Source organism: Leuconostoc mesenteroides subsp. mesenteroides, assembly GCA_009676745.1.
GTDB classification, from domain to species: domain Bacteria; phylum Bacillota; class Bacilli; order Lactobacillales; family Lactobacillaceae; genus Leuconostoc; species Leuconostoc koreense.
This window is the reverse complement of record CP046062.1, coordinates 774221-798392: the sequence shown is the minus strand read 5'-3', so window position 1 is coordinate 798392 and position 24172 is coordinate 774221. Positions and strand designations below refer to the sequence as shown.

General features: G+C 36.7%; 22 protein-coding genes and 1 other RNA gene. 6 read left to right on the top strand and 17 right to left on the bottom strand.

The features are described 5' to 3' along the window. Positions 1–36: 36 nt before the first annotated feature. The 11 genes from GJV51_04090 to GJV51_04040 form a co-directional block, all read right to left on the bottom strand. Positions 37–1197, bottom strand: coding sequence for a LytR family transcriptional regulator (locus GJV51_04090; GenBank protein ID QGM25184.1), 1161 nt, complete (start codon positions 1195–1197; stop codon positions 37–39). A gap of 186 nt (positions 1198–1383) precedes the next feature. After that, a complete protein-coding gene (locus tag GJV51_04085; GenBank protein ID QGM25183.1) occupies positions 1384–3372 on the bottom strand; it encodes an ATP-binding cassette domain-containing protein in 1989 nt (662 codons plus the stop codon). A 201-nt stretch (positions 3373–3573) separates the two neighbouring features. After that, a complete protein-coding gene (locus GJV51_04080; protein ID QGM25182.1) occupies positions 3574–4209 on the bottom strand; it encodes a DUF1648 domain-containing protein in 636 nt (211 codons plus the stop codon). After that, a complete protein-coding gene (locus GJV51_04075) occupies positions 4199–4465 on the bottom strand; it encodes an autorepressor SdpR family transcription factor (GenBank protein QGM25181.1) in 267 nt (88 codons plus the stop codon). Before GJV51_04075 ends, GJV51_04080 begins: the two co-directional genes overlap by 11 nt. Positions 4466–4584: 119 nt before the next feature. Next, on the bottom strand, positions 4585–6627 hold the full coding sequence (locus GJV51_04070) for a penicillin-binding protein 2 (GenBank protein ID QGM25180.1): 2043 nt from the start codon (positions 6625–6627) through the stop codon (positions 4585–4587). A 78-nt stretch (positions 6628–6705) separates the two neighbouring features. Then, positions 6706–7959 carry a peptidoglycan bridge formation glycyltransferase FemA/FemB family protein gene (locus tag GJV51_04065; protein QGM25179.1) on the bottom strand — a complete coding sequence of 418 codons (1254 nt, stop codon included), beginning with the start codon at positions 7957–7959 and terminating at the stop codon, positions 6706–6708. A gap of 75 nt (positions 7960–8034) precedes the next feature. After that, entirely contained in the window at positions 8035–9138 is a 1104-nt protein-coding gene (locus GJV51_04060) for a LysM peptidoglycan-binding domain-containing protein (protein ID QGM25178.1), read from the bottom strand. A gap of 191 nt (positions 9139–9329) precedes the next feature. Then, a complete protein-coding gene (locus GJV51_04055; protein ID QGM25177.1) occupies positions 9330–9725 on the bottom strand; it encodes a hydrolase in 396 nt (131 codons plus the stop codon). After that, positions 9685–10986 carry a LysM peptidoglycan-binding domain-containing protein gene (locus tag GJV51_04050; protein ID QGM25176.1) on the bottom strand — a complete coding sequence of 434 codons (1302 nt, stop codon included), beginning with the start codon at positions 10984–10986 and terminating at the stop codon, positions 9685–9687. Before GJV51_04050 ends, GJV51_04055 begins: the two co-directional genes overlap by 41 nt. A gap of 318 nt (positions 10987–11304) precedes the next feature. Beyond that, a complete protein-coding gene (fabH, locus tag GJV51_04045) occupies positions 11305–12273 on the bottom strand; it encodes a beta-ketoacyl-ACP synthase III (protein QGM25175.1) in 969 nt (322 codons plus the stop codon). A 178-nt stretch (positions 12274–12451) separates the two neighbouring features. Beyond that, entirely contained in the window at positions 12452–15136 is a 2685-nt protein-coding gene (locus GJV51_04040; protein QGM25174.1) for a valine--tRNA ligase, read from the bottom strand. A gap of 560 nt (positions 15137–15696) precedes the next feature. Between GJV51_04040 and GJV51_04035 the strand changes: the two genes are divergently transcribed. The 6 genes from GJV51_04035 to GJV51_04010 all read left to right on the top strand — a co-directional run bounded on the left by GJV51_04035 (position 15697) and on the right by GJV51_04010 (position 19210). Beyond that, positions 15697–16311, top strand: a complete 615-nt coding sequence (locus tag GJV51_04035; protein QGM25173.1) for a peptidase E — start codon at positions 15697–15699, stop codon at positions 16309–16311. 60 nt (positions 16312–16371) lie between these two features. Continuing rightward, positions 16372–16728 carry a hypothetical protein gene (locus tag GJV51_04030; protein ID QGM25172.1) on the top strand — a complete coding sequence of 119 codons (357 nt, stop codon included), beginning with the start codon at positions 16372–16374 and terminating at the stop codon, positions 16726–16728. Between the two features lie 46 nt (positions 16729–16774). Then, positions 16775–16990 (top strand): hypothetical protein, encoded by a 216-nt coding sequence (locus GJV51_04025; GenBank protein QGM25171.1) that lies wholly within the window; start codon positions 16775–16777, stop codon positions 16988–16990. 414 nt (positions 16991–17404) lie between these two features. Then, a complete protein-coding gene (locus tag GJV51_04020) occupies positions 17405–17872 on the top strand; it encodes a tryptophan-rich sensory protein (GenBank protein ID QGM25170.1) in 468 nt (155 codons plus the stop codon). Between the two features lie 200 nt (positions 17873–18072). Then, complete coding sequence (locus tag GJV51_04015) at positions 18073–18645, top strand: uracil-DNA glycosylase family protein (protein ID QGM25169.1); 573 nt, start codon at positions 18073–18075, stop codon at positions 18643–18645. A 28-nt stretch (positions 18646–18673) separates the two neighbouring features. Further along, entirely contained in the window at positions 18674–19210 is a 537-nt protein-coding gene (locus GJV51_04010; GenBank protein ID QGM25168.1) for a 5-formyltetrahydrofolate cyclo-ligase, read from the top strand. A 76-nt stretch (positions 19211–19286) separates the two neighbouring features. On the opposite strand, the gene GJV51_04005 is transcribed toward GJV51_04010, so the two are convergent. From GJV51_04005 to fabZ, 6 genes are all read right to left on the bottom strand, one after another. Beyond that, positions 19287–19916 (bottom strand): pyridoxamine 5'-phosphate oxidase family protein, encoded by a 630-nt coding sequence (locus tag GJV51_04005; GenBank protein QGM25167.1) that lies wholly within the window; start codon positions 19914–19916, stop codon positions 19287–19289. A 262-nt stretch (positions 19917–20178) separates the two neighbouring features. After that, positions 20179–20536, bottom strand: a transfer-messenger RNA (tmRNA) gene (ssrA, locus tag GJV51_04000). Between the two features lie 52 nt (positions 20537–20588). Continuing rightward, on the bottom strand, positions 20589–21392 hold the full coding sequence (locus GJV51_03995; GenBank protein QGM25166.1) for an acetyl-CoA carboxylase carboxyl transferase subunit alpha: 804 nt from the start codon (positions 21390–21392) through the stop codon (positions 20589–20591). Then, positions 21393–22235 (bottom strand): acetyl-CoA carboxylase, carboxyltransferase subunit beta, encoded by an 843-nt coding sequence (gene accD, locus GJV51_03990; GenBank protein ID QGM25165.1) that lies wholly within the window; start codon positions 22233–22235, stop codon positions 21393–21395. A gap of 56 nt (positions 22236–22291) precedes the next feature. Further along, positions 22292–23668: an acetyl-CoA carboxylase biotin carboxylase subunit gene (accC, locus tag GJV51_03985; GenBank protein QGM25164.1), complete on the bottom strand. Its 1377-nt coding sequence runs from the start codon at positions 23666–23668 to the stop codon at positions 22292–22294. 1 nt (position 23669) lies between these two features. Continuing rightward, complete coding sequence (gene fabZ / locus GJV51_03980; GenBank protein QGM25163.1) at positions 23670–24101, bottom strand: 3-hydroxyacyl-ACP dehydratase FabZ; 432 nt, start codon at positions 24099–24101, stop codon at positions 23670–23672. Positions 24102–24172 lie beyond the last annotated feature (71 nt).

Below are 24172 nucleotides of genomic sequence, written 5' to 3'. Positions count from 1 at the left end.
AAAAACTTCCTTCATATAAATATGAAGGAAGTTTTTTTATTGTGCGTCTAATGTTTCACCAATAACATTTAAATTATATTCAGCAACGTCATAAGATAGTGCGGGTACTGAACTACCAAACTGTGTTCCTGTTGTTTTACTGCCCAAGTTTAATGATTTGCGTAGTAAGTTGGTAACACGTTGTTTTTCTGATGCTTTCACCATTTGATAACTCACACCATCATACATGTCACCAACACCTTGTAAATGATCAGATTTCTGATTTTTAGTCGCTGCCATATAGGATAAAGCAATTTTTGTCATATCATTATAGGTTAAGTCTGTTTCTGCATTTTTAGATATTGACTTCATAAACTTTGCGTTCAACAGCGTTTTAGCACTGGCTGATTTTTTTACCAAAGCCTTCAAAACTAACCGTTGACGATTTTGTCGACCGTAGTCCCCCTCTGGATCATCGTAACGCATTCTTGAAAATGACAATGCAGCGTAGCCATCCATTGTCGTATATGTTTTAAAATTCTTGCCATCAGGAGCATATTCATACTTTTCTTGATTTTTGTAAAATTTATAAACATCAGGCTTATCATTTTCAGGCTGATAAGTAAACGTTAATGGCGAATTAACTTTCACACCGCCCACTTGATCAATAACTTTTTCAAGCCCACCCATGTTGACTAAAGCGTAAAAATCAATTGGTACGTTCAAATAGTTTTGTAACGTGGACATTGTCGCTCCAACACCAGCAATTGGAAATGCTGCATTAAGTTTTTGTGGAAAAGTGTCTTCTCGCCCGACAATCGAAACCATAATATCACGAGGGATTGACAACATTGTCGTTGTTTTAGATTTTGGATTAACAGTAATTAGCATCATAGAATCGGTTAACCCTGTTCGATCACGCGCTAAAGCACCTGTGTCTGTACCCAGTACTAGAATCGAGAAAGGTTTGCCCTCTTTTAAAACTTGATTAACATCACGAGCCTTGGTCATATTCGCACTACGATGCATTGTGTCAACTGATTGTTTGATATTACTCAATAGCATCGATATCACAACGCCACCAATAATCATCAGAATAACAATGATACTGACAATCCAACGCCACATTTTATGTCGTTTTTTAGGCTTTCTTGGTTGCCTATCATCTGGTCTTGGCGCTTGATTTTGACGTGCCATGCGACTCATGTTATTATCCATTGTCTTGTACCCTCCAAGGATATTCTGATTTAATATTATACCATTAAAACCAATAATGGCGCTAATACAATTAAATGAATCATTTAACTGATTGATTTTAAAATTTTTGTTAACATTTTTATTTATAACTTGGCTAATTCATAACAAAAAACACCCACAAAAAGTGAATGTTTTTTAGTCAAACTATTAGTCAGCTGCTAATGCATCAATTGTATTCAAATTAGCCGCTCGACGTGAAGGGACAAATGAAGCAACTAGAGCGATAAGAAGAGAAATGACTACTGCAAATATCACATTGCCAAGAGAAACCTGTACAATATCAAATTTGATTAATCCATACAAAGCTGCGTTCATAGCAAATTGTCCCAAATAAGCTGTGACAATGCCAAGAACAGCTGAAATAATTCCCATTAATAGGGCTTCATTTGTAAATAAGCCACGAATATCTTTTGAACGTGCACCAAGTGCACGCAATACACCAATTTCTTTGGTACGTTCAGAAACAGACATATAAGTTGTCACAATAATCATAATTGCTGACACAATCAATGAAATTCCGGCAATGGCAGCCAATACATATGAAGCCAAGCTTGTAATTGTGTTAATCGTGTCTAGCATACTACCAATGGATACTGCCACTACGGCTTGCTTACCATTATCCTTAATCTTGTTAACAGCATTTACTGCTGACTTTACGTTTTCTGTATCATTAATTTTCAATGTCAAAAAGTTAGCTTCGGTCATAGCATTAGCCTTGACTAAATCTTTTTTCATTGCGTCAAATGTAGTTGCAAACACTGCTCCAGCTTGTCCACCATCAGTGATCCCAACAATTTTCATTGTTGATGTAACTGGAACTGCTTGATTATCTTGATTATAAGCTACGTAAGTATACGTGATATTCTTACCAATCAAAGATTTCCAATTTTTATTAGCTTTTTGAGCGAATGCTTTGTCAATTACAATTTCATTATCACCAGATGGCTTGTGCCCTGCTTTGATAACTTTATCAGCATAGGCTGGTGACCATGTTTGTACTTGCGTACCAGCTTGTGACTGTGTTTCCCCGTATTTGAATACAGCCCCGTTAAACTGGTACCCCTGATAAGTCTTGGCAACATTTTTTACATCGCTCACTTTTTTAATAACATTATCAGAAAAAACAACCGAAGAGTAATTTGTCGCTGCTGCTTGCGCTCTAGATTGAACACGTTCATTGTTTGATGCATCGTCATCATCTAACGTGTTTTTAAGAACGGTTGGATAGTTAGGGTTAGCCAAAGAACTAACTTGATGGTTAATATACCCTTTAATACCATTACCCAATCCAAGGAATAGTATGACCGAAAAAACACCAATAGCCGATCCGAGAATAATCAAAAAGTTTTGTAATTTCTTATACTTCAAATGATCAAAGGCCATGTCCCAAACTGATTTACTTGACAATGGTCTAGATGTTAACCGTTCAGGTTCCGTTGGCGCCTCAAATTTGTCTTTCAAATTCTTTTCTTCGTCAATTTTGCCATCGGCCATATGCAAAATACGCGTTCCGTAATCAGCTACCGCTTGTGAATGCGTAACAACAATAACCAACTTGCCTTCTTGGGAAATTTGCTCAAGAAGCTCTAGTACTTCAGTGGTATTCACAGAATCTAACGCGCCCGTTGGTTCGTCAGCAATCATGACATCAGGGTCAGCTGCCAACGCACGTGCAATGGCGACACGTTGCTTTTGACCACCAGAAAGTTGTGATGGATACTTATGAACATGCTCGCTCAAACCAACTTTTTCCAATAATTCCATGGCCCGCTTTTTACGTTGCGCAGATGATAAGGTGGTCATGTTTAAGCTGGTTTCAACGTTTTCCAAGTTTGTTTGATAATTAATTAAGTTAAAGCTTTGGAAAATATAACCAATCGTCTCACGACGATAAACATCTAACTTCTTTTCTTGTTTATGGTCTAATCTATTTCCATTGACCAACACATCACCTGAAAAGTTTCGATCAAGGCCACCAATAATATTCATTAGTGTTGATTTACCGCCACCTGATTCACCAAGAATCGAAACAAACTCACCTTTATCAAATGATAAGTTAATCCCCTTCAAAACTGGAAATTCATCTTTGCCTAAAAAATAAGATTTATGAATATCTTTTAATTCTAAAAATGACATACTTTGCTCCTTTTTCAATTTACTATGTCGTTTAATATGCAGCCTTTTTAAAAATAGGTAAACTAGTACACTATTTTTGGCTAGTTACAATCCAGTATACAATAGTCATGCTCTTTTTCAACCTTTTCTGTTAAATATTTTAGTTTCTTATTTATTTTTCTGTTTGAAGAAATATGAACAACACTGTTATTTGGAATTAAGTCAAGACTTATGGCTAGACTTTATCGAATAACTAATCGGTACGACGGTAATTAATAACAAAGCTACAATCATTGATACTACAGTACAAGATTCAGAAATAATGCTTAAAAATCCACCACAAATCATCATAAACCCGCCAACAACAAACATCATACCACCTATACGTTGGGTCTTAAACCAATTTATATTATTATTCATAGCGGTCGGTATTCGTATCCCAACAAAGCGATTTCGCTGTGTTTTGGGCATATAATTGCCTAATGCTATAAATAAAATTCCATTAGTTGGCAGCATTATGCTAGTTACATTGATATGAATGCCCATTCCATAAGCAAATATATAAGATAATAAAATATTGATACCTAATGGAATTGACCAGCTAATAATTGTATGCATCTTATTATTTTGACTATGAGCAACTATTTTCGTACGATATGTAATTAGAAATAAATGCAAGAGTGTTGCTATCATTGGCCAAACAATGATAAGCCACACTTTATCAGCATATCTGTCCTCTTCTCCATTGATATTAAAATGAACTGGAAGTTCAACCGGCAACTTGGTCCACAATATTAGTCCATAAAAAATGGGTAATAAGGTAATAATTAGCGGCAAGAAACTTTTTTTATTTTTCATTAGTAAATCCTTTCAACCATAACGCCGTTTCTTCAAACACAGATAAATTTAATTCATAATAAATAAAATTTTTATATTTATCTTCTCGTATCAAATCAGCTTGTTTTAATTGAGCTAAGTGTGATGATATTGTTGCTTTACTTAGTTCAAAATGGTCCGCAATATTCCCCGCTGACTGAGGCCCTCCTTTCAATAATGTAAGAATATCGCGCCTGACAGGATTCGAAATCGCCTTTAATGTATTTTGTAAACTCATTCTTCTTCACTACCTATTTTGCTATATTTCTAAATAGATTATAACATCTATTTAGAAATATAGCAAAATAGGTAAGAATAAAAAAGACAGTAATCATAATTACTGTCTTTTTTATAAAATTATGGTTTATTTTGAACATACTTCCAATAAGCATTAATTATTTCTGCCGCAATCTTACCGTTGGTACCATCTAAATAATTATTCATACCTGGGATAGCCATAGCCATGACCATCGGTTGTCCTGGTACATATGCCACGATAGACTCTGTATAAGTTGTATGATCATTGGTTATCGTTTCGGCGGTTCCTGTTTTAGCATAAACATGTGGTTCAAGCTTATGTAGATCCGTTCCACCCGTATTGTACGCGTCAGTACCATTGGCAACACGATTCATTCCTTCATGGATGACTTTCCATTCGTCAGAATCCAACTGAACTTGCCCCTGTATATTCGGTGTTGCTGTCCACACTGTACGCTTTTTTGAACTATTATTTGAACTTTGTAATATTGAACTTACCAAATGAGGTTGAACCAAATACCCGCCATTAGCAATAGTAGAAACGTATCGTGCAAGTTGGAGTGTCGTGTAGGTGTCGTATTGACCAAATGATTCATACAAGTATTTACCAATACTTGCCCCAGTTGTATCTCCACGATAACCAGCAGTTTCTCCGCTAACATCAATACCAGTTTTTGTCCCTAATCCGAATTGTCCTAACCCATTGCGTAATGTCTGAAAGGCGTCGGAGTTCAGCCCTAATGCAGATCCCGGACTATAGGTTTGTCCACCAATTTTCATACCCAATTGAACAAAATAAGTGTTCGAAGAACGCTCTAATGCCGTTTGTGCATCCACGGGCAATGGTGTACCTGCTTTATTCCAATATGATGTGATTGTTGGCGTTCCTGCAATTTTAATAGCTTGATCCAACAAAGTAGAATTCGAAGGAGTAATCACACCCTTTTGGAAAGCCGTAGCTAACACCGCTGGCTTAACTACAGATCCCATGACAATAGCATGATTAATATTTCCTAATGGATCAGCTGTTTTTGTTCCGGTTGCATAATCTCTGTCTACACCCGCCATAGCATAGACACCACCAGTATAGGGATTCATGACTGTAGCATAAGCACCTTCAACATCACCGGTTGGCAAATTGTCTTCCAAAATTTTCTGCACTTCTTTTTGAAAATCAGCATTAATGGTTAACTTAAGACTATCTCCAGATTGCCCTCTGTATTTTACAGAAGATGATTTTACCGTGCCGTCAGAAGCAGTTGTAACTACTGTTTGTGAATCCGATCCCTTTAATAATGATTCATAACTCGATTCCAAATTAGAATTACCAACTGATTCATTTTGTGAATATCCCTGCGCCAAGAGTGTGTGTAACTTATCATCAGGTAATCCATTATCTTCACTAGTCACTGTACCAATCAAAGCCTTAAAATCGTTTCCTTCAGGATATTGCCTTGCCCAGCTTGTACCTATCTTAATACCTGGGAACTGACTTAAACGCTCCCCAATCTCTGCTAACTCTGCTTCTGTCACATCGTCTTCTTTGATGAATGTCGTTGACAATGAATAAGCGCCACTCATTCTCTGAAATATCATTGCATCATTATCACTAACTTTTGAAAGTAAATTACGCTTTTCTACATAATTTACTGACAGATTATTAATCTCTGCAGTCGTCAAACTACTACCATTCTTATGTTCGTTAACAACACGTTTCTGCACCTTAGCTGCGTTAGTTGCGTTAGCCAAGTAAAAGTCGGCTTTCGAACGTTCACTGAGACGGGTCGTATCAACTGTCAAATATTTCCCAAGTTTAATTGCAGTGCTTCGCATCGTACTAGGATTAATATTGGTACCGCGCGTAAATGTAATCGCAGTTTGTGCCTTGTTTCCAGCTAAAACACGACCTGTTGAGTCGTAAACCAAACCTCGTGGTGTATTACCTTTTTCAACAGTCTCTTCACTTCGGTTAACTTCAGCCAAATAATTGGCTCCTTGCTTGATCGTCAAAAACCCTAATTGTGCAATTAGGGCAACCATGAGTATAAACGATATAAACAACAAAATTCGCAGACGTGTTGGTAAGTTAGCACGTGCATCATTTTTATTGTCTCGCTCTTCTAGATATGGATTATGTTTCATAAGTATTATACCGCCAATTTAATAATTACCTTATATACCATACCACAAAACGGGTTTTACTCGCTAAAAAAGCTCATCTTAAGCACGACCCATCATTTTTTTGAGTAACCGGTAAATACTGTATTTAAACGGATTGACAGGCATCATGAAGTTTCCCACCAGTTGACGTGCCTGTCCCTCAAAAGTCGTTTTGAATCCCAATACGCCATCACTACCATCAAATTTACCAGCAATACCGTAGAAGTTATAACGTTTGATTCCTGCCTGAACAGCTTTATTAATCATAACGTCTTGTATCTGATAAGGTGCGTAATAGTCCATATACTCTTCATAAGTACCTGAATACAGATAATTCATTTCTTGCGGTTGCTGTATGAACAATGCCCCGGCAACAACGACTGTCGATTTACCAGCAGCTTCTTTTTGTTGTTCTGCTTTTAATATGCGCTTGTTATGTTGATTTTTTTGATCATCAAATTCAGCATACTGACGCTTGAATTTGTCATTCGCCGGATATTTTTCAATCTTTTGATGAATTTTGGCCAGTTTGGCATCTAATTCAGAGATTTTTTCATTCTCTTCCTTAATATAATTATCAAAGTTTAATTCAGCAAAAACAAATGTTGCATCATCGCCATATACATCATACACTGTTTGATAAAAATTTAAGTTTTTATCTTTATAATGTAACCTATCGGCAGTTTTTTGTGTTAATTCTTTAAAATCTGGTAAGTCGTCTCGCGTTAATTGACGCAACCGAATGCCAAACTGCGCATTTTTTTTCAAATAGTACTGGGCCTTCTTATTATACGAGGTGCGAACAGATTTCTCATCGGTTAATTCTGACAAATCTTTGATATATTCCCACTCTGGAGAACCAGCTGTAGTGAAACCATCTATAAATGGTAGATGGCTAAATCCTAGATTTTTCATCTCTTCGATAAATGCTGTATTCTCTTGACCTAGCAGCTCACCATGATTATTTGTCATTTTGAAAGTCACATTTGGTCTTACTTCAATATAAAGTCCTTTGTTCTGGCGAGAAAACTTTACAAAATTAGACATGAAAAAGGTCAATAATTCATGATTTTCAAAATCCAATAATGGCCCACGATCAATCGAAAAGATATACCCCATATGTACCTTTTCGCGCATGACCAACGCTGCAGCCACTACACGGTCGTCAGCTTTGACACCTAACAACCATACTTTATAGCCTCGTTTTTGTAATAATTCAGCTTGTTCACCTGATTGTAAAAAAGTACCCACAGTACTTTGCTTTTCAAAATCTACATATTCTTCTTTTGTTAATTCAGTAAATTTGTACAACATTTTTTATACCTCTGCACTCTACTATACATGAGAACACAAAAAAAGTGGATAGCAACTATCCACTTTTTGGTGTTATTAATGTGCGTCAATGACAATCCAACCATTGTAATAACCTACACCAGCTTCAGTGAAACTAGGATTAACAATAAATTCTGTGTGTCCACCGTTAACCATACCTGTTTCATAATACCAAGCATTAATGACAGTTGCACCTGCACCAAAACCATTGGCAACAACTTCAGGAGTTGATGATGATTCATGCAAACCAAACCAGTTAGATGATGTTGCAAGAGTTTGTGCACGACTTTGGGCTTGGGCTGTCAATGAAGCAGAAATCTTAATTGGTGACAAACCAAGAGTAGCACGCTTTGCATTCCAAGCATCAATAGTAGCATCAGCTGTCGTTGCCGCTGATGAATTGTTTGTATTTTCTGCTGGAACGTTATTATTAGAACTTGACGATTGTGTCGTATTTGTTTGTGTCGTATTTGCTGTTTGTGTTGTTGTTGAGCTTGAAGCAGATGATGATGACAACTTTAAAGTTTGACCAACAGTAATCAAGTTAACATTTGAGATGTTATTAGCAGCTACTAAGTTAGCTACTGTTGTACCATTTGCTGCCGCAATTTTGTTTAATGTATCACCTGACTTAACAATATATGAACCATTTGATCCAGCTGCAGTATCATTTGATGTTGTTTGAGTTGTGGTAGTTTGAGTTGTGGTAGTTGATGATTGCGTAGTTGTTGAGGCTGACAATGTCAATGTTTGACCGACAGTAATCAAGTTAGCATTTGAAATTTTATTAGCAGCTACCAAATTTGCTACTGTTGTACCATTTGCTGCTGCAATCTTATTTAATGTATCACCCGGTTTAACAGTGTATGAGCCATTTGATGATGAAGTTGTTGTAGTTGAGCTCTCTGATGTTGAACTTTGTGTAGTAGTTGAAGAAGAAGAAGCAGTTTGTAGTTGTTGTCCAACAAAAATCAAATTAGCGTTTGAAATGTTGTTAGCTTTAACCAAAGCGTCAACAGTTGTACCGTTTGCCGCTGCAATCTTGTAAAGTGTGTCACCTGCTTTAACTGATACAGTGTTAGCAGAAACTTGAGCAGCACCAGCAACGGCAAAAGCACCGGCAGCTGTAACAACAGATTTAGCAATAGTAGATTTTTTCATAATAGTCAAACTCCTAATAGGGACTTATATTCAGTAATATATTTTAATTTAAATTTAGTTCCGTCTTCTCGACAATTCTTAGTATAGCAATCGGCTGTGTCATGGACATTTTCTCTACTTTGCACTTTGTTGTCAATATATCAAAGTAATTTCTTTTGTAACAAAACAAACATCCAGATGACAATTGTGTGTCAAAATGCAGAACCCGCAATACATGGATACCAGCTTTTTGATAATGGTTGAATTTTAACTACGTGGTCCACGTTGTCTACAGCAATAAATTGGTTTCCACCGACATAGATACCCATTTCATATGGCGCATTCTGTGTACCCCAAAATAGTAAGTCTCCTGGTGTCGCTTGTAAAACACCCAATAAGTGATGCATCTGCTTAATAAGGTTTGCTGGTGAAGAATCCCAGCGGGTACCTTCGGGTGATGGTACTTGTGCTTTTATAAGCTGTTGAGCAACAAAACGACCACTATTGTAGTCGTTGAATGTTTCCCCTAAGTTATCTAATGCTAATTTTAAATAGTCATTTTGCATATTATTGTGCGTTAATAACAATCCAACCGTTGTAATAGCCAACACCTGCTTGTGTGAAGCTAGGATTAACAATAAATGCTGTGTGGCCGCCGTTCACCATACCTGTTTCATAATACCAGGCATTAATAACAGAAGCTCCAGCACCAAAGCCATTTGCTACAACTTCGGCCGTACCAGAAGACATATGTGTACCAAACCAGTTTGCTGATGTTCCCATTGTTTGCGCACGACCTTGAGCTTGTGCTGTCAATGATGCTGAAACCGTAACAGGTGATAAGCCTAATTCTGCACGCTTTGCATTCCATGCATTGATTGTTGCATCAGCCGTTGCGCTGCCAGTTGAAACATTAGTTGTTGTAGCAGTAGTGTTAGCCGTTGTTGTTTGCGCTGATGAAGAAACTGATGATACGCTAGTCGTTGAGCCACCATTCGCTTTATAGGCATTATACTCAGCCATTGTCATGTAACCATCATTGTTAGTGTCGGCCGCTGCAACATAACTGACGTTGTCAGTAGTTGCTGATGAATCACTTGATGTACTTACTGAAGATGAAGTCGTTGATGTAGTAGTTTGCGTTGATGTTGTTGAACCACCATTCGCTTTATAGGCATTGTACTCAGCCAATGTCATATAACCATCATTATCTGAATCGGCCGCTGCAATATATGCAACATCTTCTTTAGTTGATGTTGCGCTTGTTGATGGAGTCCCTGGTTCTGTAGTAGCTGAAGATGTTGAGCCACCATTTGCAACATATGTATTATATTCATCAAGCGTCATAAAGTTATTGCTATCTGAATCGGCCGCTGCAATATATGTCAAATCACTTGTATCAACTGATGGTGTTTGTGTAGCCGCTGCTGTTACAGTTGTGGCAGTTGAACTAGTTGCTTGAGTAGGTGCAGCCTTCAACGACAATTCTTGACCAGTCAAAACAAGGTCAGTATTTGACAAACTATTCAATGAAGACAATACTGAAACATCTATACCAGTTTTTTCGGCGATCTTTGATAATGTATCACCTGACTGCACTTTATATGATGCGCCGTCTTCTGATAGACCAGAAATTTCTTGTGTTGCACTGATTTCTAGAGATTCCCCTGCTAAAATCAAGTCTTTATTACTAATTCCATTAGCCTTGGCTAACGCATCAACGGTAGTATTATTTGTTGCTGCAATCTTTGACAAAGTGTCGCCTGATTGTACTTCTACTGTATCAGCAGAAACTGCCGCATGGCCACCAACAAAAGCTGCAGCACTAGCTGCTGTGGTCAATAAAGTCTTCTTAAAAAATTTACTCATATTCTTATGTAACTCCTGAATGAATTATATTAATTCGTAATAATTAAATTTTAGATTTACTTGTTAAACAAATCTTAATAACATTAACTAGTATATCCGTTTGTTGTAACGTGTGTATTGTGCAACTATATCAATATTGTGACAATATTACTGAAATATGTCACGAGAAGAAAAGCGTTGATATATAGGCATTTAAAGACTTTTTAATCATTTAAAAACAAACTTAGTCCACATAAAAATGGTGAAAAAATACGCTTTATTTTGTATTTTTCACCATTTTAATATTGTTAAATTCAATTAACGCCCTTAATGTTTTCTTTAAAATTGCAAAATCATACTGCCATAGGTAAAGCCTGCACCAAATCCAGTTAGCAATACACGTTTCCCTTTTAAGCTAACTGACCGATTTAATTCATCTAGTCCAATAGCAATCCCGGCCGATGATGTATTCCCATTAGTAACCACGTTTGTTGAAAACTTATCCATCGATTCACCAAGATCATTTGCAATATACTCGATTAAACGCAAATTTGCTTGATGGGGTATAAAGTAATCAATATCCCTAGTTGATAAATCATGTTCACTCAAGAAATCACGAATATGATCTGGAACAATAGTTGTTACTTCATCAAATACATTGCGCCCTTGTTGTGAAAAAGCATCTATTTTTGGATAGTTATCCACAGATAGACTTGTCAGTGGTTCAATTCGCCCTGAATGTACAACATCGGCATTTCCAATTGTATGCATCTTTTCGGCTCTCACAATACCTACATCATCAGCTGTCATTAGTACTGCTCCTGCACCATCTCCAAAAAAGACAGTGCTGGTGCGATCCTTGAAGTCCATCATTTTGGAATTAACCTCTGCCGAAATGACTAATGCATTACTATATTGACCAGATTTAATAAACTTGTCTGCTGTGCTCAGGCCAAAAACAAATCCTGAACAAGCTGTTACGATATCATAGGCCCATGCATTTTCAGCATGTAAATTGCGCTGTACTAATGCTGCCGTTGATGGTGCTAAACCATCTGGGGTAAATGTTGTTACAATAATTAAATCAATATCTTCTGGTTTCATGTCAGCTTGGTTCAATACTGATTCTGCGGCACGTGTCGCTAAATCACTCGTATTTTCACCTTGCAATGAAATATGTCGCGTTTTGATACCAGTATGAGCCTGAATCCACTCGTCACTGGTATCTATGATTTTTGCTAAATCATTATTAGTCACGATGTCTCTAGGTACATAATGTGCACTTGCGAGTATTTTACTTCCGGACATTGTAACTCTCCTTAAAAAATTGCATACTGCCATATATTACACGCTATTTTATACTCTAACTATTGTATCGAATTTAAGAAAAAAGTCCACTACTTGATTTTTTAACCATACAAACAATTATGCATTCACTTAACAAATAATAAATAAAATCACCCTGTTAAGAGTGATTTTATACTTCCTATTGATTTGCTTTTAGTGTCTGTAATCTTTCTTCTGTTGCAGTGAGTTTGGCTTGCCAATCAGCCAATTTTTCTTTTTCAGCAGTAACAACCGCCTCAGGGGCTCCAGAAACGAACTTTTCATTCCCTAGTTTCCCTTCAGCACGTTTTACTTCTCCAGCAAATTTTTTCACTTCAGTTTGGAGACGTGTTATTTCTTCATCAATGTCAATTAGTTCAGCCAGTGGAACATAAATTTCAGCACCTGAAATTACTTGTGACATCGCCAAATCAGGAGCTTGCACATCATCACTGATTGTTAACGTTTTAGGATGAGCAAAACGATTAATATAGTCAGCATTCGCCTCAAAAATATGCTTCAAACTGTCATCCGTGGTTTGAATCATTAAGTCAATCGGTGTAGACATTGGTGCATTTGCTTCTGATCTAATATTACGAACAGCTACAATTAAGTCTTGCAATGATTTGAAAGCTTTTTCTGCTTCAGGATTGCTTAATTCTTCGTGCACAATCGGGTACTTTACAATAGCAAAATCAGCTTCACTATCATTTTGGGCCGGCATTTCTTGCCAAATAGCTTCTGTAACGAACGGCATAATTGGTTGCAATAGACGTAATGTTTGATCCAACACATACGCCAGAGTTTGTTGAACTGGTGCCTTATCTTGATCACCGTTCAATGTTTCCTTGGTCATTTCGATATACCAATCGGCAAAGTCAGACCAAATGAAGTTGTACAACTCACGTCCTGCTTCACCAAACTCGAATTTGTCAAAATTACGTGTTACGTTGGTAATTACTGTATTCAGACGTGACAAAATCCATTGATCAGCCAATGTTAATTGACTCATATCTGGTAACGTAGATGGTGTCTCTTCATCCAAATTCATAATCACATAACGTGATGCATTCCAAATTTTGTTAATGAAGTTCCAAGCCGAATCCATTTTTTCGTAGGTGAATCGTAAATCTTGACCTGGCGTTGATCCTGTGACAAGGAACCAACGTAATGCATCAGCACCATATTTTTCAATAACATCCATCGGATCAACACCGTTACCCAATGATTTCGACATTTTACGCCCTTCACCATCACGAATTAAACCATGAATCAAGACATTTTTAAAAGGTCGTTGTCCAGTAAATTCTTTCCCTTGGAACATCATTCGTGCGACCCAGAAGAAAATAATGTCGTAACCAGTTACTAATGTATTTGTTGGGTAATAGCGAGCAAAGTCGCCATCTAGATTGTCTGGCCAACCCATAGTTGAAAATGGCCATAAAGCAGATGAAAACCATGTATCCAAAACATCTGGATCACGTTCCCAACCGTCGCCTTCTGGTGCCTCTGTACCAACATAAAGTTCTTCTTGATCTGTTCCTTTATTTTTGTACCAAGCAGGAATTTGATGTCCCCACCATAACTGACGTGAAATAACCCAGTCGCGAATGTTTTCCATCCAACGTGAAAATGTGTCTTCAAACCGAGCTGGCACGAATTCAACTTTTTCATCATCATGCTTTTGCATGTCTAAAATTTGTTCAGCCAATGGCTCCATTTTAACAAACCATTGCGTTGATAGACGTGATTCAACTTGGACACCTGTACGTTCTGAATGACCAACAGAATGAACAATTGGGTCTACCTTTAGCATATAATCGCCAGCTTCAAGGTCAGCGACAATTGCTTTACGCGCCTCAAAACGATCCATACCGTTATATTTACCAGCAAACTCATTCAAATGACCATCTTCAGTCATCGTGTTAATGCGTTCCAAATCATGACGATTACCCACTTGGAAATCATTAGGATCATGTGCTGGCGTAATTTTCACCATACCAGTACCAAAATCTTTTTCTACATATTCGTCTGCAATAATTGGAATTTCACGACCGACTAATGGCACCAAAACCTTTTTACCAATTAAATCTTTATAGCGTTCATCACTTGGGTGAACCGCCACAGCGACATCCCCAAACATTGTTTCTGGACGAGTTGTTGCAATTTCAATGTAGTCTTTCCCGTCAAATGTTGTTCCATCTGTAAATGGATACTTAACGTGATAAAAGGCGCCTGCATCATCTTGATAAATAACTTCAATATCAGATAGGGCAGTTCTTGCTTGTGGGTCCCAGTTAATGATGTATTCCCCACGGTAAATTAGTCCTTTATTGTACAAATCAATAAATACCTTATTAACAGCCTTATTCAGCCCCTCATCAAGGGTAAATCGCTCACGGTCAAAGTCGAGTGATAGCCCCATCTTACCCCATTGTTGTTTGATAGTGGCAGCATACTCGTTTTTCCAATCCCACACTTGTTCAACGAATTTTTCACGACCTAAATCGTAACGTGAAATACCTTCACCACGTAATCTTTGTTCAACTTTTGCCTGAGTTGCAATACCAGCATGATCCATTCCGGGCAACCACAAAGTATCAAACCCTTGCATTCGCTTTTGGCGAATGATCATATCTTGTAATGTCGTATCCCACGCATGTCCTAAATGAAGTTTCCCTGTAACATTAGGAGGTGGAATGACAATAGAATAAGGTTCTGGTTCATTACCTTGAATTTCTTTGTTTGATTCGGGTGCAAATAACTTTTTGTTTTGCCAGTTATCATAACGGCCAGCTTCAACAGAAGTTGGATCATACTTTGTTGACATATCAATATCACGCATAGTTAATTCCTTTCTTTTAAGTCGTAGCACGAAAAAAATCGTTCTAATCTCAAATTTCAGAGATTAGGACGATTTTTTACCGTGGTACCACCTAATTTGTCGTTTTAAAACGACCGCTTATATATTTAATATCATTTAATTATGCTTCTTAGCAACCTTGGGCATTAACACGATTGATTTCCACTGAACATCAACTCTCTGAACGTGCGCTTGCTTAATCCTCTAAGATTATTTTAATGTTACCGTAAATTATACAGTTCGTCAAGCAGATATTCAAGACACGTAAAACTGCACACTAATTATGCTATTTTGATTACCAGTTATGCCAATATACTGTATAGCAAACACAGACTATGTTTATTATTTTTAGCGGTTTTAATCTTAATCTTCCTAATATTTGTTACCTTTTAATGTATATTCTTGTTTGGTATGATGTCTGTATATTAAATCCGAGATTCATGCTTTCAATGCTAGCAGACTTTGACTTGAACAAAAACGGATAAATTAAGTCGCAACTGTATACACAGAATCCATTAAAAAAACCAAACCGGAGATCCAACATGAAAAATATTCTATTAACTTCCTATTTCGCAGGTACAATTGACCAGTTTAATCAATTTATGACCAATCAAAATATTAAAAGTAAAAATATCTTATTTATTGACACAGCTAGTAAAGTTGAAGAATACATTGGTTACATAGATGAAGCTTATGAAGCCTTATTAAATCTCAATTATACGGTTGATAAATTAGATATTTCTACTTTGGATAAAATCACATCACAAAATAAGATACAAAATGCAGAAATTATCTTCATGGCTGGTGGCAATACTTTCTATCTCTTAGATAAACTAAAAGAGCAAGGACTAGATCAAATACTTATCAATAAAATAAATACCGGAACTCCCTATGTTGGTGAATCAGCCGGTGCAATTATACTATCCCCTGATATTACGTATGTCAAAGAAATGGATGATGCTAGCTTTGCGCCTAACTTAAATGTATATACTGGGCTTGGCATAACTAATTTCAGTATTTTACCACACTATCTCGACATGCCTTTTGAAAATGAAACTAGCACTATATTTGACAAATACCATAACAAGGTAGAGCTCATTACTTTAAATAATCAAGAAACCATATCTATTTTAGACGATACATTAATAATGTATTAACATATAGCATACCAATATACATGCAGAACCACGTTAAAAGCACAGTGGGAGAATATTTTCATGAAGAAAGTTATAGGTATCTTTGCAGTAGTTATTTTAATTGTTATAGGTGCGAAAATCGTAACCGCGCCACATTCGATGACAACAGAACAAATTTTAGCAAAATATAACTGGGAACTACAATCTAAATCTAATAAGAAAACACTAGGTACTGTTCATTTTAGTAAGAATATGCTTACAATTACAAAAAATAGCAAAACTACGAAAAGTACTTTTATTTTAGACGATCATGATCATTTGAAGATTAATAGTGGTCATTATGCTAATACTTATTCTATAGATATGGATAGTACAGATTACGCTCTATCGCCTATTACGGACAACACAAAAGAGAAATTAGAATTGATTAGAAACTAATTGGGGGATTAAACATGAAAACACGAAAACACAACCGTTTAGGATAATGAAAATTATAGGTGGAGTGACTTTGATGTCAATGTCACTACTGAAGTATGCCCACTTTCAATTCAACTATACAAAATACGGCGCTCTGATTGTGACATTAATGATGATTGTTTTCGGTTTTCAAAGTTACAGTGAGAAGAAACAATTTAATTCAGATATTGCTTTTGTCACGGTTGCTGGCCTAGCAATGTTATACATTTTTTTCGTTAACTAAATCAATACAGAGGCGAAATATGAAACACAACATCATTAGCATATTAATGGCAATAATTAGTGTGCTTATATTTATATCTTTAATGACAACTTCTGTAATAACCGGCAACCATTTATATGCAAAAATAGGATCATCATTTCTTGGCATTGTAATATGTTTCGCCGGTGTGATAGAAATAAAAAAGATGGCAAAGTTATTTGGTTACACATTGCACCCTATTTACCAAGTTTGTTTTTGATACTAAATCCTTGGATTCAGTACCTTTAATAACATGATTAGCACCTTGTTAATTCACAATAAACCCAGAGTGTCTATTGGCCAACTGAAGACAAGAAACAAGCAACTTGATAAGATTTTTAGTACTCTATAGTTAGTGGATGCGTTAATGCTATTAAAAAGAAAAGGAGTTTGAACGTGAAAAAAAATTTTGTTAAAGCTATCGCTTTTACCATAATTATTTTAGTTCTTGGCACATTATCATCATTCAGTGTGGAATGGATTCGTGGTGTGTCAATAGGTGACATTTATGGTACGTTTAATTTACCACCACTGGCACCACCAAAATGGCTTTTTGGACCCGCATGGATTCTGCTCTATATTTTACTAGGGATTTATTGTGCCAACCTAAACCTTGTGAAAAGCAATCGACATGAGCTCTATACCTATATGTATGTTCAATTAGCATTAAATATACTTTGGACAGTCGTATTTTTTTCATTTTCAAATTTTTTGTTAGCTACAATAATGATTATGATAATGGATATTTTAGTTGTTGCTATTATATTCGTAGATAAGCGACCTATTAAATTACTATTAGTGCCATATTTATTATGGCTACTATTCGCCACCTACCTATCAATTTCAGTACTTATTTTAAACTGATTTTTTGAGTGACTTTTTAAGAAAATAATCTTTGTTATTAAACAGTGTACGTTTAGACAAACACTTATGTATTTGAATTTCATTTCGTTTACAATCAATTTAATAAAAAGTATTTTCCATTTTATAGCCTACTAATTTTTTGAATCAAATCATCACAGGTTTATAATTAATTACTAAATATAGAGTTAGGGAGAAAAGACATGGGAATTTTTGAAGAAATTGAACAAGACGCTGCAAATAAAGATTTCACCCGACTCGGGTTAAAACCAATTTACAACGCACCAATAAATGCTAAAATTGTTATCATCGGTCAAGCACCTGGATTACGAGTTCAAAATACAGGTATTATGTGGAATGACGCTTCAGGCGATCGTTTACGTGAATGGTTAGGTGTCAGCAAGGATGTATTTTATAACTCCGGGATGATTGGTGTTATACCAATGGATTTTTATTACCCTGGAAAGTCTAAATCGGGGGATTTGCCACCCCGAAAAGGTATTGCAGATAAGTGGCATCCACGTTTATTAAAAAAGATGCCTAGTGTAAAGTTGATTATTTTAGTCGGGTCTTACTCTCAAAAATATTATTTAAAGCTTAAAAGTAAAGACAAAATCACGGACGTTATTAGAAATTATCAAAATTATCTTCCCGATTATTTTCCTATCGTTCATCCTTCACCAAGAAATAATATATGGCTTAAGAAGAATCAATGGTTTGAAAAAGAAGTGGTCCCAAATTTACAAAACATTGTTGATAAAATACTGTCAGAATAATATTTGAATGCATAAGAGGTATTAATTTATGTTGTCAGAAAAACAAAAAATTAGAAAATATACTTTGGAAAAATTAAATGCTTATCCCTCAAACGATAAGCTCAAACGTGAAGCTGGATTGTACGAACAATTATTTCGTTATCAATTATGGCAACGTGCTTCAACTGTGGCAATAACCATGAGTATGGGAAACGAACTCAATACTCAACCAATAATAGACACAGCTATTGCGTCCGGTAAAAAAGTATTAATTCCCAGAGTCTCAAAAAAAGATTTACTCTGGTTCGAATATAATAAAAATAGATTAAGTAAATCTAACTTTGGTATTTTGGAGCCTAACCAAGAAGTTAATCTTGCCCACAACTTAAATGATATTGATTTAATGATTGTTCCTGGGGTTGCCTTTACAGCAGATAATTATCGAGTGGGATACGGTGCTGGATTTTTCGATCGTGTGTTGTCTGCATATGACGGAGAAACAATATCACTGGTATTACCACCACAACTCATTGATAATTTTTCCAAAGGCCTTTGGGATAAGCCGGTAAAAACTGTGTTAACTTAACAATCAAATATAAAAAAATGCTTCCTCTGCGATAAATATAGCATGGGAGCATTTTTATTCCAATTAACTTATGGAATTAAGCAAAATCAACTACAATCGGATTAGACTGAAAGGATTCAACTAAAGCAGAACGAATTGTCAACTTAATAATGACATTATTACTAAAGTCATCTGATAGGCTTTTTATTTCTGGATGTTTTATGATTTCATGACTTATTGCCTGTTCCTCAATAATAACAGCTACAACAGCGTTTGAACTTATCCTAGATCCGGTCTTCTTGTTAAACCAAGTAGTGATGGATACTGCATTGTTTGCTTTAATATTTTTAACACGTGTCGTCTCTTTTCCTGTAACACAATAGAAAACATTCTCGTCAGCATTAGATTGTTTAAACGTTATAATACTAGAACTAGAAATGTTGTTTGAAGAAATGGTGGAAAGAGTAATAATATTATCCAAGTCGTTCAACGAACTCTGAAATACATTATTACTTTTTCCACTGCCTGAATCATGATTAAACTTTTTTCGCTGCTTAAGAACTGTTAGTATTGTTAACGGAATTACTAAAACAATGTAACCCACTAATGATAAAACAAGAGATTGTGCCAAATAGCCTTCAATTTTAAAGTAAAAAACAAACATCATGGAAAAAAATATCGTTAGTAGAAATATAATAAATAGCTGTATAAAACGTTTTGCATACATTTAATTCTTACCCTCTTTCATATAAATTTATATATACTTTAAACAAGTTGCTAGCTCAATTTAATGCGTTCATTTCTATACTTTAAGCGCATAATTAATAGCACTTTAAAGTCTGTTTACCGCACTATTATCGTTTGATTCCTACAACCAAATTCATCAGCCATTTCACGTTATGAACTTATGAATGATTTTGGTACTTTTCTATATATAAAAAGGCGCTACATCAAGGTTTTTGAAACCTTATGCAACGCCATGAAATGCTAAATGGATCTGAGGGGAGTCGAACCCCTGTCCAAATCGCCCGATACATCAATATCTACGTTTATAGGGCTATTATTTATAGTTCATTATGTTGTCCGCCATAGCTCAAGGCTCTCCAACACAACTAACCTGATGGATTTAGTACTACTTTTCCAGATGTAAAAAGTAGCACGATCTGGCCTTTTATGGCCTAACCTCAGACGCCAGCAACCAAGATTAAGCTACGCATCACTGGTTTTTAGGCAGCGATAGCGAAAGAGTTTTCGTTTTTTGCAGTTAAAATTTCTGCCCGTTTTACGCCCGGATGGCGAAACGCAATCAATGCTCTAAACGACCTGTCGAATTCCAAAAACAGACCCGTTTAAAATCTACCCATTATATGGGAGACTTCATTATAACATATTTATTGCATTAGAATCCTCTAAAGCGGTTACGTCGCTTCCTTAGTAATTCTTCTGGTGTGAGTTGACTCAATGTATGTATCTCGTCATTTAAACGCTTCCGAATTAAGTTGAAAACCCGAGGATGATTACGTGATTCTGGAATAATATACTCAATAATATTCTTCTCCAAGAGATCTTTAGCCGTTAGTCCCATAATAGCTGCTGCTTCTTCACTACGTTTGCTATCTTTCCAAAGTATAGATGCAAATCCTTCCGGTGATAGTATCGAATAGGTTGCATTTTGGAACATCCAAACTTGATCAGCTGTGGCCAGAGCAAGTGCACCACCAGAGCCGCCCTCGCCATATATGATTGAAATCATTGGAACGGTTAACTTCATTGACTCTAGAATTGATTTTGCAATTGCCTCACCCTGCCCTTGCGCTTCAGCTTCTTTACCTGGAAAGGCACCCGGCGTATTGACAAACATGATAATTGGCCGATTAAATCGGTTAGCTTGTTGCATTAGACGTTGAGCTTTACGATATCCCCATGGTTCTGGCGAACCATTGCGCTTACTCAATTTGTCATGAATGTCTGTGCCCTTGTCAACAACAATCACTGTAACAGGTCGATTTTCTAAAAATGCAATACCACCGATGATAGACATATCGTCACCACCGAGACGATCACCATGTAATTCGACAAAATCTGTAAAAATACCATCAATAATTTCCCGAGCCATGAAACGGTCTTCGCGGGATTTCTTAACCACTTGTGCTGGTGTTAATTCACGTTTAAATAATTTCAATCCACTTAAAATATCGGGCATTTATTCGGCCTCCGCTGTATGTAATCTGACAATTTTGGCAATCAATTTCGCTAATTCTGGTCGAGGTACAATTTGATCTACAAAGCCATTTTCCAATAATGTCTCTACTCTTTGAAAGTCTTTTGGTAATTTTTCATGTATTGTTGATTCAATGACTCTTGCCCCAGCAAAACCAACAAGTGCATGTGGTTCAGCTAAAGTAACGTCACCTTGCATAGCAAAACTTGCCGTTACACCACCAGTTGTAGGGTCAGTTAGAACAACTAAATATAATAACTTAGCTTCCTGATGAGCGGCAACAGCGGCTGAAACTTTAGCCATTTGCATCAAAGAATCAATTCCTTCTTGCATACGCGCCCCACCAGATGCCGTAAACATAACAACAGGTAATTTATGTGCCGTAGCATATTCAAATAGTCGAGTGATTTTTTCACCAGTCATTGAACCCAATGACCCCATCATGAAATAAGAATCCATGATTCCCAAAGCCACTTGTTCGCCTTCAATATCTGCCAGACCTGTTAATACTGACTCTGTTAATTCTGTTTGAGATTGTGCACGTTTCAACTTTTCTGCGTAACCAGGAAAATCAGGGTGATCCATTTGAATATCTGAATCTATTTCTTCAAAATTTTGAGTCAACAAATTAACGCGTTCTCGGGCCTGCAATCGGAACCCATAACCACAATTTGCACACACGCGATACTTGCCAAGCTGTTTGTTGTACATTTGTGCACCACAGTAAGGGCAAGCTAGAAAAAGCCCATCAGGAATGCGGTCATTAACCGAAGCATCTCTTTTAATTTTTGATGTATCGCTATTTTTATTGTTGTATAAGTCCATATTAAATGTCTCCATTTACTAGAATACCGCACACGTCAAACGCATGCGGCATTGTGTTATTCATCTTCTGATAAGCTCCGAGTCCACTGTGGTAAAAATTCAGTTTCTAAATAGCGTGTATCAAATTCACCACGCTGAACATGTGAATCCTCCAATAAAGCTTTTTGGAAATTTAAACTTGTTGAAATACCATGAACAACGGTTTCATCAACAATACGATGAATTTTTTGAACTGCTTGTTCACGAGTATCTGCCTTAACCACTAATTTACCAATCATTGAATCGTAAAATGGCTGAACTTTATCACCCACAAATAGTGCAGAATCAATACGAACACCGGGTCCTCCAGTAGGTAGAAATACAAGATCGACCGTTCCTGCACTTGGTGCAAAATTGTTTTCAGGTTTTTCCGCCGTCAAACGTACTTCGATGGAATGACCATTAACTTGAATATCGTCCTGTGTTATAGGTAAATCTTGCCCTGAGGCGACCTCTATTTGTAGTCTAATTAAGTCTAAATTGGTTACCATTTCAGTGACTGGGTGTTCAACCTGAATACGAGTATTCATCTCCATGAAATAAAAATTACCTTCATGGTCTTGCAAAAATTCAATTGTTCCAGTATTTTCATACCCGATTGCTTGCGCAGCTTTTGTTACAATGCTACCTAAATAAGCACGCATCTCAGGCGTTACCCCTACCGCAGGTGACTCTTCCAATACCTTTTGATTTTTACGCTGTAATGAGCAATCACGTTCTGGCAGATAGACAACATGTCCATTTTCATCTCTCAAAAGCTGCATTTCAATGTGTCGTACATGCTCCATCACTTTTTCAATGTACATCTGATCGTCACCGACAGACAGACGCGCTTCGTTTTGAGCATCATCAAATTTGTCGCTTAACTCATCTTCGCTATAAACAAAACGCATCCCTTTTCCACCACCACCAGCAGCGGCTTTTAATAATAAAGGATATCCGATACGATCAGCAACAAGCTTGGCTTCAGAAAAATCACGGATAAAACCGTCGGACCCAGGAATAACTGGAACACCTGCTTGACGCATTTCTTCACGAGCATTAGCCTTGTTACCCATTAGTTCAATTGTTTCTGGACGTGGCCCAATCCATTTAATGCCCACTTCGCCAACCATTTCAGCAAATAAAGCATTTTCTGACAGAAAGCCGTATCCTGGATGAATAGCTTCAGAACCTGTTAATAGTGCCGCGCTCAGAATGTTTTTCATATTTAAATATGAATCGGTTGGCTTAACACCACCAACTGCAATTGCTTCATCAGCAATTTGAACGTGCAGGCTATCTTTATCAGCTGTTGAATAAATAGCAACTGATGCAATACCCATTTCTCTCAATGTCCGAATAATACGCACCGCGATTTCACCACGATTTGCCACTAGAACCTTTTTGAACATTTTAGTCTCCAATAATAAACGTCAATTCTGCTGTTGTCGCTTTCTTGTCACCAACCCAAACAATACCTTTACCAGTACCAATTGGTCCACGCAAGCGATCCAGAGTAACTTCTAAACGTAGCTGATCTCCTGGGCGAACCATTCTACGATAACGCGCCTTTTTAATGCCTCCGAAGTAAGCCGTCTTACCCTTAAATTCAGGCATAGATAAAAGTGCAACCGCACCAGTTTGAGCCAATGCCTCAACAGTCAAAGCGCCTGGAAAAGTTGGATTTCCAGGAAAATGGCCTTGGAAAATTTCTTCATTGATACTGATGTTTTTAATTGCTACTGCTCTCTCACCTGGCACTAATTCTTCCACTGTATCCAGCATAAGCATTGGATAACGGTGAGGTAATATTTCTTGAATTTGTTGTGTATTTAAAATCGACATTTTGACTCCTTCGTAGTACGTATTATGTACGTTTGTATGATATTTATGTTTCATACCAATACAAACCTTAA

Excerpts from the sequence above, each read along its gene's own strand:
- GJV51_04090 (QGM25184.1), bottom strand. The coding sequence starts at position 1,197 with ATGGATAATAACATGAGTCGCATGGCACGTCAAAATCAAGCGCCAAGA.
- GJV51_04085 (QGM25183.1), bottom strand. The coding sequence starts at position 3,372 with ATGTCATTTTTAGAATTAAAAGATATTCATAAATCTTATTTTTTAGGC.
- GJV51_04080 (QGM25182.1), bottom strand. The coding sequence starts at position 4,209 with ATGAAAAATAAAAAAAGTTTCTTGCCGCTAATTATTACCTTATTACCC.
- GJV51_04075 (QGM25181.1), bottom strand. The coding sequence starts at position 4,465 with ATGAGTTTACAAAATACATTAAAGGCGATTTCGAATCCTGTCAGGCGC.
- GJV51_04070 (QGM25180.1), bottom strand. The coding sequence starts at position 6,627 with ATGAAACATAATCCATATCTAGAAGAGCGAGACAATAAAAATGATGCA.
- GJV51_04065 (QGM25179.1), bottom strand. The coding sequence starts at position 7,959 with ATGTTGTACAAATTTACTGAATTAACAAAAGAAGAATATGTAGATTTT.
- GJV51_04060 (QGM25178.1), bottom strand. The coding sequence starts at position 9,138 with ATGAAAAAATCTACTATTGCTAAATCTGTTGTTACAGCTGCCGGTGCT.
- GJV51_04050 (QGM25176.1), bottom strand. The coding sequence starts at position 10,986 with ATGAGTAAATTTTTTAAGAAGACTTTATTGACCACAGCAGCTAGTGCT.
- fabH (QGM25175.1), bottom strand. The coding sequence starts at position 12,273 with ATGTCCGGAAGTAAAATACTCGCAAGTGCACATTATGTACCTAGAGAC.
- GJV51_04040 (QGM25174.1), bottom strand. The coding sequence starts at position 15,136 with ATGCGTGATATTGATATGTCAACAAAGTATGATCCAACTTCTGTTGAA.
- GJV51_04035 (QGM25173.1), top strand. The coding sequence starts at position 15,697 with ATGAAAAATATTCTATTAACTTCCTATTTCGCAGGTACAATTGACCAG.
- GJV51_04030 (QGM25172.1), top strand. The coding sequence starts at position 16,372 with ATGAAGAAAGTTATAGGTATCTTTGCAGTAGTTATTTTAATTGTTATA.
- GJV51_04025 (QGM25171.1), top strand. The coding sequence starts at position 16,775 with ATGAAAATTATAGGTGGAGTGACTTTGATGTCAATGTCACTACTGAAG.
- GJV51_04015 (QGM25169.1), top strand. The coding sequence starts at position 18,073 with ATGGGAATTTTTGAAGAAATTGAACAAGACGCTGCAAATAAAGATTTC.
- GJV51_04010 (QGM25168.1), top strand. The coding sequence starts at position 18,674 with ATGTTGTCAGAAAAACAAAAAATTAGAAAATATACTTTGGAAAAATTA.
- GJV51_04005 (QGM25167.1), bottom strand. The coding sequence starts at position 19,916 with ATGTATGCAAAACGTTTTATACAGCTATTTATTATATTTCTACTAACG.
- GJV51_03995 (QGM25166.1), bottom strand. The coding sequence starts at position 21,392 with ATGCCCGATATTTTAAGTGGATTGAAATTATTTAAACGTGAATTAACA.
- accD (QGM25165.1), bottom strand. The coding sequence starts at position 22,235 with ATGGACTTATACAACAATAAAAATAGCGATACATCAAAAATTAAAAGA.
- accC (QGM25164.1), bottom strand. The coding sequence starts at position 23,668 with ATGTTCAAAAAGGTTCTAGTGGCAAATCGTGGTGAAATCGCGGTGCGT.
- fabZ (QGM25163.1), bottom strand. The coding sequence starts at position 24,101 with ATGTCGATTTTAAATACACAACAAATTCAAGAAATATTACCTCACCGT.